Source organism: Mammaliicoccus sp. C-M13 (genome assembly GCF_022386845.1).
GTDB lineage: Bacteria > Bacillota > Bacilli > Staphylococcales > Staphylococcaceae > Mammaliicoccus > Mammaliicoccus lentus.
On sequence record NZ_JAJNHQ010000003.1, the window covers coordinates 46,076 to 58,418 of the forward strand.

Annotated in this window: 11 protein-coding genes and 1 riboswitch; of the genes, 7 read left to right on the forward strand and 4 right to left on the reverse strand. The window is 31.6% G+C overall.

Annotated elements, in window-relative coordinates; genetic code table 11:
* Nucleotides 1-49 precede the first annotated feature (49 nt).
* A riboswitch (Lysine riboswitch) is annotated at nucleotides 50-226 on the reverse strand.
* A 602-nt stretch (nucleotides 227-828) separates the two neighbouring features.
* Complete coding sequence (locus tag LQ615_RS03230) at nucleotides 829-2,430, reverse strand: ABC-F family ATP-binding cassette domain-containing protein (protein WP_239703828.1); 1,602 nt, start codon at nucleotides 2,428-2,430, stop codon at nucleotides 829-831.
* Nucleotides 2,431-2,573: 143 nt separating this feature from the next.
* Between LQ615_RS03230 and LQ615_RS03235 the strand changes: the two genes are divergently transcribed.
* On the forward strand, nucleotides 2,574-3,479 hold the full coding sequence (locus tag LQ615_RS03235) for a CvfB family protein (protein WP_064205259.1): 906 nt from the start codon (nucleotides 2,574-2,576) through the stop codon (nucleotides 3,477-3,479).
* A 285-nt stretch (nucleotides 3,480-3,764) separates the two neighbouring features.
* Here LQ615_RS03235 and pepF read toward each other — a convergent pair whose 3' ends face one another.
* On the reverse strand, nucleotides 3,765-5,561 hold the full coding sequence (gene pepF, locus LQ615_RS03240; protein ID WP_239703827.1) for an oligoendopeptidase F: 1,797 nt from the start codon (nucleotides 5,559-5,561) through the stop codon (nucleotides 3,765-3,767).
* 203 nt (nucleotides 5,562-5,764) lie between these two features.
* Here pepF and LQ615_RS03245 point away from each other — a divergent pair, with 203 nt between their 5' ends.
* A complete protein-coding gene (locus LQ615_RS03245) occupies nucleotides 5,765-6,106 on the forward strand; it encodes a hypothetical protein (RefSeq protein WP_017000590.1) in 342 nt (113 codons plus the stop codon).
* Nucleotides 6,107-6,174: 68 nt separating this feature from the next.
* On the opposite strand, the gene LQ615_RS03250 is transcribed toward LQ615_RS03245, so the two are convergent.
* Nucleotides 6,175-6,753, reverse strand: a complete 579-nt coding sequence (locus LQ615_RS03250) for a GNAT family N-acetyltransferase (protein ID WP_017000591.1) — start codon at nucleotides 6,751-6,753, stop codon at nucleotides 6,175-6,177.
* Between the two features lie 153 nt (nucleotides 6,754-6,906).
* Between LQ615_RS03250 and LQ615_RS03255 the strand changes: the two genes are divergently transcribed.
* Nucleotides 6,907-7,662, forward strand: a complete 756-nt coding sequence (locus LQ615_RS03255; RefSeq protein ID WP_239703826.1) for a MerR family transcriptional regulator — start codon at nucleotides 6,907-6,909, stop codon at nucleotides 7,660-7,662.
* Between the two features lie 107 nt (nucleotides 7,663-7,769).
* Nucleotides 7,770-8,300, forward strand: coding sequence for a histidine phosphatase family protein (locus tag LQ615_RS03260; protein ID WP_017000593.1), 531 nt, complete (start codon nucleotides 7,770-7,772; stop codon nucleotides 8,298-8,300).
* Between the two features lie 159 nt (nucleotides 8,301-8,459).
* Here the strand turns inward: LQ615_RS03260 and LQ615_RS03265 are convergent, their stop codons facing one another.
* Nucleotides 8,460-8,993, reverse strand: coding sequence for a hypothetical protein (locus tag LQ615_RS03265; protein WP_084819070.1), 534 nt, complete (start codon nucleotides 8,991-8,993; stop codon nucleotides 8,460-8,462).
* A 175-nt stretch (nucleotides 8,994-9,168) separates the two neighbouring features.
* On the opposite strand from LQ615_RS03265, the gene LQ615_RS03270 reads away from it, so the two are divergent.
* From LQ615_RS03270 to LQ615_RS03280, 3 genes are read left to right on the forward strand one after another with little or no spacing between them, the layout of a single operon-like run.
* Nucleotides 9,169-10,263, forward strand: a complete 1,095-nt coding sequence (locus LQ615_RS03270) for a permuted SH3 domain-containing protein (protein ID WP_070045218.1) — start codon at nucleotides 9,169-9,171, stop codon at nucleotides 10,261-10,263.
* The gene (locus LQ615_RS03275; protein WP_017000596.1) at nucleotides 10,260-10,940 is read left to right on the forward strand and encodes an ABC transporter ATP-binding protein; all 681 of its coding nucleotides are present in this window, start codon (nucleotides 10,260-10,262) and stop codon (nucleotides 10,938-10,940) included. The genes LQ615_RS03270 and LQ615_RS03275 overlap by 4 nt, the downstream gene beginning before the upstream one ends.
* Entirely contained in the window at nucleotides 10,937-12,112 is a 1,176-nt protein-coding gene (locus LQ615_RS03280; protein ID WP_103269479.1) for an ABC transporter permease, read from the forward strand. The genes LQ615_RS03275 and LQ615_RS03280 overlap by 4 nt, the downstream gene beginning before the upstream one ends.
* Nucleotides 12,113-12,343 lie beyond the last annotated feature (231 nt).

Here is a 12,343-nt window from a genome sequence, read left to right on the forward strand (position 1 = left end):
TATAAATAAAAAAACAAGTTCGGCATCCGAACTTGTTTTAATTTATATATACAAGTGATGCACTCCATTTATCATTAAGATAATGACAGACAATAAGCTGTTAACCTATACGTCCAACATAATAGTTCTGCAAAAATATTATGTTTCGGCATCGCACCCTTTCACTCCTTGAAGATTGCAGTCCTATAGGGGAGTTACTAATGATTGATGCGCCTCATCAAAAACATATTCAATTGATATGCATTCATTATACATAGAAAGAATATTTATGTAAAGAGAGAAAACAGATTATTTCAAAAAGTCACAACAATTCAACAAATTTAAAATGAATAAAATGGGTAAATTAATGCAGAAACAAAGAATGGGTTGGGAGATAAATTATAACTCAAAATAAATAATCTACGATTTTGTTCGTGCATGCTTGCCTAAGGTATGGTTCGAGCCTGTAGTCTCTCACTCATAATATTCCCTCAGGCGTCAGCACTTTACAAAATCGTAGGGAACATCGCGCTAACGTGCTTGTTTACTACCACTAGCTCGTTAGAAAATGTAACGGGCTTGTCTGAAGTTTCGTGCACGTTAGCCTTTGATTTCGCACAAAATTTAATGGCAATTAATAAAAATCAAAGCTTTTTATAGCGCTAACGTGCTTGTTTATTAGCACTAGCTCGTTAGAAAATGTAACGAGCTTGTCTTATATTTCTTGCACGTTAGAGGGGACATTCTCTTCTAATTCATTATAAACAGTAAGCTACTCGCACTTATACAACAAAAAAACAGGCTGGGACATATAAATGTCTCAGCCTGTTCGTATAATCTCAGCATATATTAGCTATATACACCTTGATCTTTCAGATATTCTTCATAGCTAATTTCTTTAGAAATTACGCCATCTTCTTTAATATCAATAACTCTATTAGCAATTGTGTTAATAAATTCAAAGTCATATGAAGTAAAGATTAATGAACCTTTGAAGTTCTTCAGACCGTCGTTCACAGCTGTGATACTTTCTAAGTCTAAGTGGTTAGTAGGTTCGTCTAATAATAGTACGTTAGAATTTGATAACATCATCTTACTCAACATACATCTTACTTTTTCTCCACCTGAAAGTACGTCTGCTTTTTTCTTAACTTCTTCACCACTAAATAGCATACGTCCTAAGAAACCTCTTAAGAATGTTTCAGTTTGTTCTTCAGGTGGTGCATATTGTCTTAACCAATCAACTAAGTTCATATTTACACCGTCAAAGAATTCTGAGTTATCTTTAGGTAAATAAGAACGAGAAGTCGTAACGCCCCATTTAACTGTACCTTCATCTGGTTCAATCTCACCAGCTAAAATACGAAGTAGGGTAGTTTTAGCGATTTCACTTTCTCCTATTAATACAGCTTTATCATTAGGATTCATAGTGAATGAAACATTATTTAAAACTTTATTACCATCAATTGTTTTTGAAACACCTTGAACTTGTAATAAGTCGTTACCGATTTCACGACCAATATTAAAGTTAACAAATGGGTAACGTCTTGAAGAAGGTTGAATATCATCTAACTCGATTTTATCTAACATCTTCTTACGACTTGTTGCTTGTTTAGATTTAGATGCGTTCGCACTAAATCGAGCAATAAAGTCTTGCAATTCTTTAATACGTTCTTCTTTTTTCTTGTTTTGATCTTGAGCCATTTGTGCAGCTAGTTGACTTGATTGATACCAGAAATCATAGTTACCAACAAATAATTTAATTTTTCCGTAATCTAAATCAGCGATGTGTGTACATACGTTGTTTAAGAAGTGTCTATCATGAGACACAACGATTACTGTATTTTCAAAGTTTATTAAGAATTCTTCTAACCAAGCGATTGCTTGAATATCTAAACCGTTTGTAGGCTCGTCCAGTAATAGAACATCTGGCTCACCAAATAAACTTTGAGCTAATAATACTTTAACTTTTTGGTTATTTTCTAATTCAGACATTTGTTTATCATGTAGGTCGTCTTTAATACCTAAACCTGAAAGTAATACAGAAGCATCCGCTTCAGCGTTCCAACCGTTCATCTCAGCAAATTCGCCTTCAAGTTCAGCAGCACGCATACCATCTTCATCAGAGAAGTCTGGCTTCATGTAAATGTCATTTTTTTCTTTCATAACTTCCCATAATTTTTCGTGACCTTTTAATACCACGTCAATTACTTTTTCATCTTCATGAGAAAAGTGATCTTGCTTTAATACAGCTAAACGTTCATCTTTACCTAATGAAACGTTACCTGATTGTGAGTCTAATTCTCCAGATAACACTTTTAAAAATGTTGATTTTCCAGCGCCATTAGCCCCAATAAGTCCGTAACAGTTGCCTGGTGTGAACTTAATATTTACATCTTCGAATAGTTTACGATCACCAAATCGCAAACTTACATTAGTGACTTGTAACATTAAATGACTCCTTTTCATTAATACTTCTATCGATGAATTATACCATATATCTAACAAAAAAGGACAAGAGAATGAACTGTCGTTACATGAAACAAAATGCATGTTATAATGTAGAAACTAATAAGATAAGAATGGAGAATGATATGGCACAAGAAAAAGATACACTTGTAGGTCGAATAGACTTTTTAAAAGTGGATAGATTGGAAGGTTCAACGTACCATTTACTTGGACCTAACAGCGAACATATTAAAATGAATGCATCTGAAGTAGATAATGAAGACGATTTAGAAATAGGCGAAGATTATAGTTTCTTTGTATATCCAAGCCGTTCTGGCGAATTATTTGCCACACAAAATATGCCAACAATTACAAAAGACCGTTACGATTGGGTAAAAGTTTTAAGAGTAGATAGAGATGGCGCAGCAGTTGATGTTGGCCTACCTAGAGAGGTATTAATACCTTGGGAAGACCTTCCGAAAGTTAAAGAACTTTGGCCACAAAATGGCGACATGATTTTTTGTACGCTAAGAATAGATAGCAATAGTCAAATGTTCGCAAGATTAGCGACTGAAACAATTGTTGATACTATGTATAAAGCTGCGGAAGAAACAGTTTTACATCAACATGTTACAGCTAGACCATACCGCCTGTTAAGAGTAGGAACATTTTTACTGTCAGAAGATGGATACAAAATATTCGTACATGAATCTGAACGTAGACATGAACCTAGGTTAGGCGAAGAAATGGACGTTAGAATTATTGGCGTTAAAGAAAATGGCGAGTTAAATGGTTCGTTCTTACCATTAGCACATGAACGTCTTGATGAAGACGGACAAATTATTTTTGATTTACTAGTAGAATATGATGGAGAACTACCTTTCTGGGATAAATCTGACCCAGAAGCAATCAAAGAAGTATTTAATATGAGTAAAGCAAGTTTCAAACGCGCAATAGGTAGATTGTATAAACAAAAACTTATCGTTATTGAAACAGGTAAAATTGCGATTACTACAAAAGGCTGGGCTCAAGTTAAACAAGACGAAGCATAATCTCGTATATTGCTTTAAAAGAGCTAAGTATATTGCTTTAAAAGCCGTGACCTAACGCAAAAGTTGGGCCACGGCTTTTATATTTTTGGAATGAATGTTAATGGTAGTAGCAAGCGTTATTGACACGTTTGGTAAGAATAGTCAACAAGGGTAGCGTTATTGACATGTTTGATGAGAATAGTCAACAAGGATAGCGTTGTTGACACGTTTAATAAGAATAGTCATTAAGAGCACTAATAATAAAGGTTCTTTTCGCCATTCATGACGAAAAGAACCTTTATTTAATTATTCAATTTCATCTGTTAATGTTTCTAATTCGTCAATCAAACTACCGATATAAGCTATTGTTTCTTTTAACGGCTTGTCTGTAGTAACATCAATTCCAGCTAACTCTGCTAATTCAACTGGAGATTTTGAACCACCTGATTTCAATACATTTAACCAATCATCAACAGCAGGTTGTCCTTCATTTTCTATTCTTTGACTCATTACTGTACCAATTGTTAATCCAGCAGAGTAAGTATATGGGTATAATCCCATATAATAATGAGGTTGGCGCATCCAAGTTAATTCAGCACCGTCAGTTATTTCGACTTCGTCACCCCAGAAATCTGAAATAACTTTCTTTTTAATTTCATTAAGCAGTGGGGCAGTTAAAGCTTCACCTTCGTCTACTTTTCTATAAACTTCTCTTTGGTACTTAGCTTCTAATAAGTGCGTAACCATATTATGATAATAAGTTCTTGAAATAATTGAACTTATCACCCAACGTTTGAATTTTGGATCATTTGATTTTTTTAATAAGCTATTTGCCATTAACATTTCATTCATTGTAGATGGTGCTTCCACAAAATACATAGAACAATCAGCTTGGTATACATTTTGATATTTATTCGCTAAATTAAAATGACCAGCATGACCTAATTCGTGGGCTAATACAAATACTTCAGTCATTTTACTTGTCCATGAAATGAATATAAATGGATTTACGCCATATGGGCTCGCACAATAAGCACCTGTTTGTTTACCTTTATTTTGAGGAAAATCAATCCAGCGTTTGTCATAACTATCATTTACCATTTGCATATAATCATCGCCAAGCACACTTAATGCGTCTTTAATATATTCTTTTGATCCTTCAATTGATACATCAGGTTCATAAGTTGGATCTAGCGGAATTCTTAAATCTTCAAAACGTATTTCATCTAAATTATTTGTTCGCTTTAGCAATTTAGCATAACGTCTCATATGTGGTGCTAATTCTTCAGAAATCACATCTATTTGTCTATCGTACATTTCTCTCGTAACATCTTGAGGTTCAAGTAAGAAATCTATAACAGAATCATATCCACGAAGTTCGGATTCTATTTTTTCTTTTTGAACATGAGCGTTGTATGTTGCAGCAGTCGTATTTTCATAGCGACGCAATGCTTCGCTGAATTTCTTAAACGCATTTCTTCTCACTTCAGTATTTGAGTGAACTTCAAAATCTCCTTCGAATGATACATAATCTAATGCAATTTCTTCGTTATTTGCTTCAAACGTACCAAACTCAATATCTAACATTTTCGTAATTCCATACAATTCAAACGGTGCACTAAAAGTAGGTGAGAACGTCGCTAAAGTTTTTTCAACTTCAGGATGTAACGTATGTGGTTTTTGTCGTTTTAGTAATGATAAATATTTAGGGTATTCTGATTGTTTAATTAAAGCATTAAATGTTTCCTCTTCTAATTGTAAGATTTCCGATTCTAAAAATGATAATAAACCTGCAATCTTCCCGTATGTAGTAGAAAATTGTGCTGCTACTTTTTGACTATCAGCGTCAGTCGTATCAGTAGAATACAATAGTTCTGCATATGTACTTAAATGTATTACATCAATAATAAGATCAGCTTGTTCATGTAAAGCTGATTCAATAGTCGATACATCCTTTAATTGATTGAGATACTTTTCATTAAAATCAGTCACTCTTTGAACTAAGTCAGTTAACGTTGAATAAAAAGCGTTGTTATTTTCGTATAAACTCGATAAGTCCCATGTTTCGTTAGTAGGTATTTCACTACGTAATTTTTGTCCCATTGTCTCATCCCTTTTTAAAATATTTGCAATGTTCACATAATTGCTCATTTTCATTATAATATTAATCATTTTAGAGTACAAATTTGCTAGGTTATAAAACATTTGTTAAATTCAATTATTTTTATAAAAATACTGCAAAACTTAATTAATATATTAATAATCGGGTATACTATTAGATATAGTTGTAAAGGAGGCGTAATAGTTTGAATATATTTGATTTCCCAAATTACTTATGGATATCATTTGTGATTGTCGTCGTTTTCTCAATATTGTCTTCATTAATATTAAAAAAATATGTTATTAGCGCAATATTAACATTTATAATATTAGGCATTATTGCTTTTATCTTACCTAATTTTTATGATATTACATACGAACCATTATTAGGTTACGCTGCCTTTATGGCCATTATTAGTTTATGCTTCAGTCTTTTAACATGGTATTTAGTCAAAAAGAATAGACAAAGAAGACTAGAAAAGTTAAGCGAAAAAGAAGGTATAGATAGCGGGCATCAATTTGAAAAATTAAAAAGACGAGAAAAATAATGATAAACAACATATTATAGAATAAAACATCGACCTGAATTTACATTTCAAGTTGATGTTTTATTTTATTATTTAAAATAAACTGGTGTAGCTACTGCATATAATACTTCATTTATTAGCTTACTACCATCTGAACTTAAATCTGAATTCTTTAATGTTCCTTCTAATTCATATCCACAACGCTCGATAGTTTCTATACTTTTAGTGTTTTGAACATCTATATAAGCTTCAATTCTAACAAAGCCATGTTCTTCAACTAAATATTTTGTAACATATTTTATAGCTTCAGTAGCAAATCCTTTTCCTAAACCAGAATTAACCATCCAATAGCCAATTTCACATGAGGGTAATCTTAAATTAATATCTTGTAAAACGATTGATCCAACGAAAGTTTCAGTTTCTTTATCGAAAATAAAATATCTTAAAAATTGTTTATTTAAGTTTATATCAGTAGTTTTATTAATAAAATCTGTAACTTTAAAATCGTCAAAATTATGATTAAAAAAGGAAACCCATTCTTTTAAGCGGTCAACTGAATTAAGCATGCCTTGTTTAATAGTATCTTTATATGTATAAACACGTTCTCCAGCTAGTAAAAATAAACGATCAGTTTCTAGCTTTAAATCAAATTTTATGTTGTGACTCATAATAATGCTCCTATCTGATTCAATTTTTCTTATTTCTATAGTATATCAACTATAACATTATCTATATGAGCAAAAATAATATTTTTTAATATTTGTTGTTGACCCTTACGTTACGTTAGACTTTATAGTAATAAGTAGGAGGAGGTCAGAGAAATGGAAATGACTGTAAAAGAAGTTGCAGATTTAGTAGGAATAAGCGTGCGCACGCTCCATCATTACGACTCAATAAACTTATTAAAACCAGATAGTACAACTGAAGCTGGGTACAGGTTATATAACGATAAAAGTCTCGAAAAATTACAGCAAATTCTATTTTTTAAAGAACTAAATTTTCCTCTCAAAAAAATAAAAGAAATTCTCAATGATCCATCATTCGATACAAAAGAAGCATTAAGGTTACACAAAGAAATGCTTTTAGAAAAAAGATTACGTATAGACAAAATGATAGAAACCATTGATAAAACAAATCTACATTTAAAAGGAGAGATTAATATGACAAAAGAAGAAAGATTCGAAGGTTTTGATTTTAGTCAAAATCCTTATGAACAAGAAGCTAAAGAAAAGTGGGGCGAAAAGACAGTTGATAAAGCTAATGAACAATTAGCAAATATGCCTAAGCAAGAAAGATTCGAAAAAGAAGATGAAATGAATACTATATTTAGAGAACTAGCTTCAGTTAATGATAAAGAAAAATCACCAGCATCAAAAGAAGCACAACAACTTATTCAAAATTGGTATGATTTCTTAAATGATAACATCAATTATGAGTATTCATTAGAAATATTTAAAGGTTTAGGTGAAATGTATGTAGCTGACGAACGTTTTACTAAGAATATAAACCGATTTGGTGATGGATTAGCACAATTTATGCATGAAGCTATTAATATATATGTAGAAAATCATCAATAAGAGAAACACCAATGAGTTAATCGGAATAATTACGATTTAAACCCATTGGTGTTTTATATTATGTTTATGTTATTGTAGCTTAATATTAAATTTTAAGGAGAATCATAATGATATACATACTTAGACATTGCAAAGCTATCGGTCAAGATAAACATGCAAATTTAACTGAAGATGGCCAATTATGTGCAGAACAATTAGTACAAGTATTAGCAAACCTTAATATTGATCAAATATACATTAGTAATATGAAGCGTACATATGAAACAATCAAACCATATATAAGTAAATATCAAGTAAATGTTATTACAGATTCAAGGCTCAATGAACGTCAATTAAGCGACATATCATTAGATAATTGGTTAAATGAGCTTAAATACACATTTAAAGACTTTGATTATCGTATACATAATGGCGAATCAAGTTCAGAAGCTCAAAAAAGAATTTTAAGCGTATATGAATCCATTAATCAATCATATAACAGCTTAATCGTTACACACGGTAATATAATGACATTGCTATTAAATCATTTTAATCACGAGATTGGATTTGAAGAATGGAAAGCATTAAAAAATCCAGATTTATATAGCATAGATAAATATAACAACGTTAAACATATAAGTATGTCGTTAAACGAATAGAAAAGGGTCCCCTAATCACAATATACGTAACTTCCTATAATATATATTATGTAAACTAATAACTAGAAAATCATATTCTTAATATGAATATCTGTGTTTATTGCGTTTTTATATAGTTTTAACTCGATACTTAATATTATCAATTCTCATTCATTTAACTCATGCAATTATTAAACTTATGATTATAGAAATTACAACCATTACGACACTCCAAATTATTGATGCTTTTCCTGATAATCTGCTTGTTTCATATAACAAGATTGCTATTAAATATCCTTCTATTAATATTCCGAGATCAAATACGCCTAGATAAATGTTGTCTTGGTCAAATACTGCTAAGCTCGTTATTGAATATTGTTCCGGATCCAGCTTGAATAATGCTTGTATGCTTACTACAATTAAATCAATGATTGTAAAGAGCAATGTGATAAGTGTTGTCGCTGTAAACAAGCTTGATACTTTTACATCTGATTTCATTAATTTAGAAATGATTAAAAATATAATAGATGACATTACAATGCCTAAAATAACGCTTAATCCCGGAATTATGTATTCTAGTACTTTAACAAAATTTGTTAACATTTCATTATTTGGATCACTTATACCTTGTTCTTCAGTTAATGTGCCTGATTCTGATGTTGTCGACATCAATATCCATACTATGATTAATTCTAATACAATACTTAAAATCATGTTTACTAGCCACTTTGGTTTTTCTCTAAATTTATAAAAATTTTCAGCTAAAATCCCCCTATTTAAATAAATTTATATTTATATAATATCACCATTTGCCTCGAATTCCATATATTTTTTTACAATATATGTTATTATTTTGGGGTAGACATTTTTAATATAGGAGTGAAAAATTTTGAAGAAGAAACTCATTTGGATAATCGGTATCATCGTTATTCTCTTATTAGTCTTGACTGCATATATTGTAAAACAGACTAGTAATGATAATGACAAGAAAAGTGACGGTTATGATACATATCAAGTTAAGGAAGAATCGCCTTTAAACATTTCTGGGAAAGCTTCCCCATCTAAAATAAAAACATATAATAACAATGATCAGTTAGGTGATTTAGTGAGTACTTTGGTTGAAGACGGAGAAAAAGTAAAGCAAGGCGATACTTTAATCAACTACAATATCAACGATCAAAAAAGACAGGACTTATCAAGTAAGGTTAACGACGCGCAAAATGTAGTTAATCAAGACTATCAAAATATTAATCAGCAACCGAACAACAACGATTTACAAAAGAAGTTAAATCAAGATTTAAACGCATTGAATGAAGCGCAAAAAGAACTATCTCAGTATACTAAACAAATTAATGATAGTACTTATGCATCATTTGACGGTGTAATTGAAATGGACAATGATACAGATGCTGCAAGCGGAGAATCTATATTAAAATTGATAGCAAATGAAACTCAAATTAAATCTTCTGTTTCTGAATTCGATGTGAACAAAATAAAAGTCGGAGATTCAGTTAACATCAAGGTTAATAGTACTGGCGAAAAAGGTCATGGTAAAATCACGAAAATATCTGAACTACCTAGTAACTATGAAGAAAAAGGTGCTACTGGTGCTAGTATGAGTCAAAGCAATAGCGAAGAAGGAAGTTCCCAGGCTTCAAATCCTGTGTCCAATAACCCTACTTTAAATAAGGACAACTCAAAATACCAAGTCACAATAGGAAAAATCGACTTACCTATTCGCAGTGGTTTTTCTACAGAAGCAGAAATCCCTATAGATGCTATTAAACTACCTAAGAGTGTATTAACTAGAAATAATGATGTTTTCGTATTAAACAAAGATAATAAAGTTGAAAAACGTCATCTTAATATCGAACGTCAAAATGGTGAAATATTTGTTAAAAAAGGTCTTAAAAAAGGAGAAAAACTGATTGTTTCACCTAAAAAATCATTAAATAATGGTGATAAAGTTGAGGTATCCTCATGATTAATTTAGTAAATGTTAATCGACACTTTAAGAATGGCGAAGAAACAAACCATATTTTGAAAGATATTAATATTTCGATTGATACTGGTGAGTTTATTGCAATAATGGGACCTTCTGGTTCAGGAAAAAGTACATTGATTAATATTTTAGGCTTTATAGATCGAGGCTATACTGGTGAATATTTATTTAATCAAGAAAACTACCAAAATGTTTCGGATAATAAGCTTGCTGCTGTAAGAAATAAAACAGTCGGATTTGTCTTTCAAAACTTTAAATTAATACAAAATAATACGATATTAGAAAATGTGAGCATCCCCCTACTTTATTCAGGTATGTCCACAAAAGAAAGAAAGCGTCATGTAGAATCCGTTTTAAGAGAAGTTGGCATTGAAGATAAAAAGAATTTAGTACCTAGTAAATTATCAGGTGGGCAACAACAACGTGTTGCTATAGCACGTTCGATTGTAAACCAACCGAAATTTATTATTGCCGATGAACCTACCGGCGCACTAGATTCTCAAACATCTAAAGATATTATGGATTTATTCGTACGGTTAAATCGTGATAAAAACACAACTATGATTATCGTCACACATGACCGCAAAGTTGCAGAACAAGCAGATCGCATCATACACATTTTAGATGGTCGTGTTCAACGAGAAGAGGTGGTTGAATGAAAAACTTACCTAACATTATATCAATATCTCTTAAATCGATTATGAAAAATAAACGTCGGAATATCTTCACGATGATTGGTATCATTATTGGTATCGCTGCAGTAATAACAATCATGTCATTAGGTAATGGCTTTAAAAAAACAGCTTCAGAAGAATTCGAAGATACTGGTGCAAGTAAAGGCCAAGCAGTGATAAGCTATATGCCTAGTAATCCAGATAACGCCACTAAAAATCCTTTTGATAAAGAAGATATGGATATGGTAAGACAAATTAAAGGCGTTAAAAGCGTGAAAATTAAAGAAGACAAAAATCAAAGTTATTCAGCGAAATTAACAAATGCTCAAAAACAACAAAACGTTAACATTATTAAAAAAGAACAGTTTTCAAATACAACAGAAGGTCACGGATTTTCGAAAACAGATAATGAATTAAATGAAAAAGTTGTCACGGTAGATAAAACAATAGCGAAAGAAGTATTTAATAATGACGCTATAGGACAAACATTATTCATTGATGATCAAGGCTTTAAAATAGTCGGCATTGCTAATGATGAAATGAATGATTCAGCAGTGCATATGCCTAGCCAAACATTTAGTAAATACATGGGTAACTTAAATCAAAAGTTTCCAGAACTTGAGATTAAAGTAAACGATGATAGCGAAAAGAAAGAAATAGCGAATAAAGCTGCTAAACAATTAAATAAAAGCGGTTCTGGTAGTAGCGATGGCAATTACGAATATACAGACTTAGAAGAAGTTATGAAAAGCATTACACAAGTATTCGATGCCATTACGTACTTCGTAGCTGCAGTAGCTGGTATCTCCCTATTCATTGCAGGTATCGGTGTAATGAATGTGATGTATATTTCAGTAGCAGAACGAACAGAAGAAATCGCAATTAGAAGAGCATTTGGTGCCAAAGGAAGAGATATAGAAGTACAATTCTTAGTTGAAAGTATTGTATTATGTCTCATAGGCGGAATTATAGGATTGATACTCGGTATATTAATATCAAAACTAGTAGAAGCAGTAACACCTGATATGGTACAAAGTGTTGTCAGTCTAGGATCCGTAATTTTAGCAGTTGGCGTATCAACATTAATCGGAATAGTATTCGGTTGGATACCAGCACGCTCAGCATCGAAAAAAGAATTAATAGACATTATTAAATAGAATTGAAACAGGTTGAGACATTTATTTATGCCTCAACCTGTTTTTTATATAATTTAGGCTATGAATGTCGCACGTGCACCTCGTCTTGCAACATTCAGACAAATTACGAGTTGTGACAATATGGTCACCCTTGTTGACACGTTTTACGAGTTGTGACAATATGGCTATCCTTATTGACACGTTTTATGAGTTGTGACAATATGGCTACCCTTGTTGACACGTTTTATGAGT

What these genes read in the sequence shown, in the direction of transcription:
- LQ615_RS03265 (WP_084819070.1), bottom strand. Translation starts at nt 8,993, where the DNA reads ATGATTTTAAGTATTGTATTAGAATTAATCATAGTATGGATATTGATG.
- LQ615_RS03275 (WP_017000596.1), top strand. Translation starts at nt 10,260, where the DNA reads ATGATTAATTTAGTAAATGTTAATCGACACTTTAAGAATGGCGAAGAA.
- pepF (WP_239703827.1), bottom strand. Translation starts at nt 5,561, where the DNA reads ATGGGACAAAAATTACGTAGTGAAATACCTACTAACGAAACATGGGAC.
- LQ615_RS03280 (WP_103269479.1), top strand. Translation starts at nt 10,937, where the DNA reads ATGAAAAACTTACCTAACATTATATCAATATCTCTTAAATCGATTATG.
- LQ615_RS03260 (WP_017000593.1), top strand. Translation starts at nt 7,770, where the DNA reads ATGATATACATACTTAGACATTGCAAAGCTATCGGTCAAGATAAACAT.
- LQ615_RS03250 (WP_017000591.1), bottom strand. Translation starts at nt 6,753, where the DNA reads ATGAGTCACAACATAAAATTTGATTTAAAGCTAGAAACTGATCGTTTA.
- LQ615_RS03230 (WP_239703828.1), bottom strand. Translation starts at nt 2,430, where the DNA reads ATGTTACAAGTCACTAATGTAAGTTTGCGATTTGGTGATCGTAAACTA.
- LQ615_RS03255 (WP_239703826.1), top strand. Translation starts at nt 6,907, where the DNA reads ATGGAAATGACTGTAAAAGAAGTTGCAGATTTAGTAGGAATAAGCGTG.
- LQ615_RS03235 (WP_064205259.1), top strand. Translation starts at nt 2,574, where the DNA reads ATGGCACAAGAAAAAGATACACTTGTAGGTCGAATAGACTTTTTAAAA.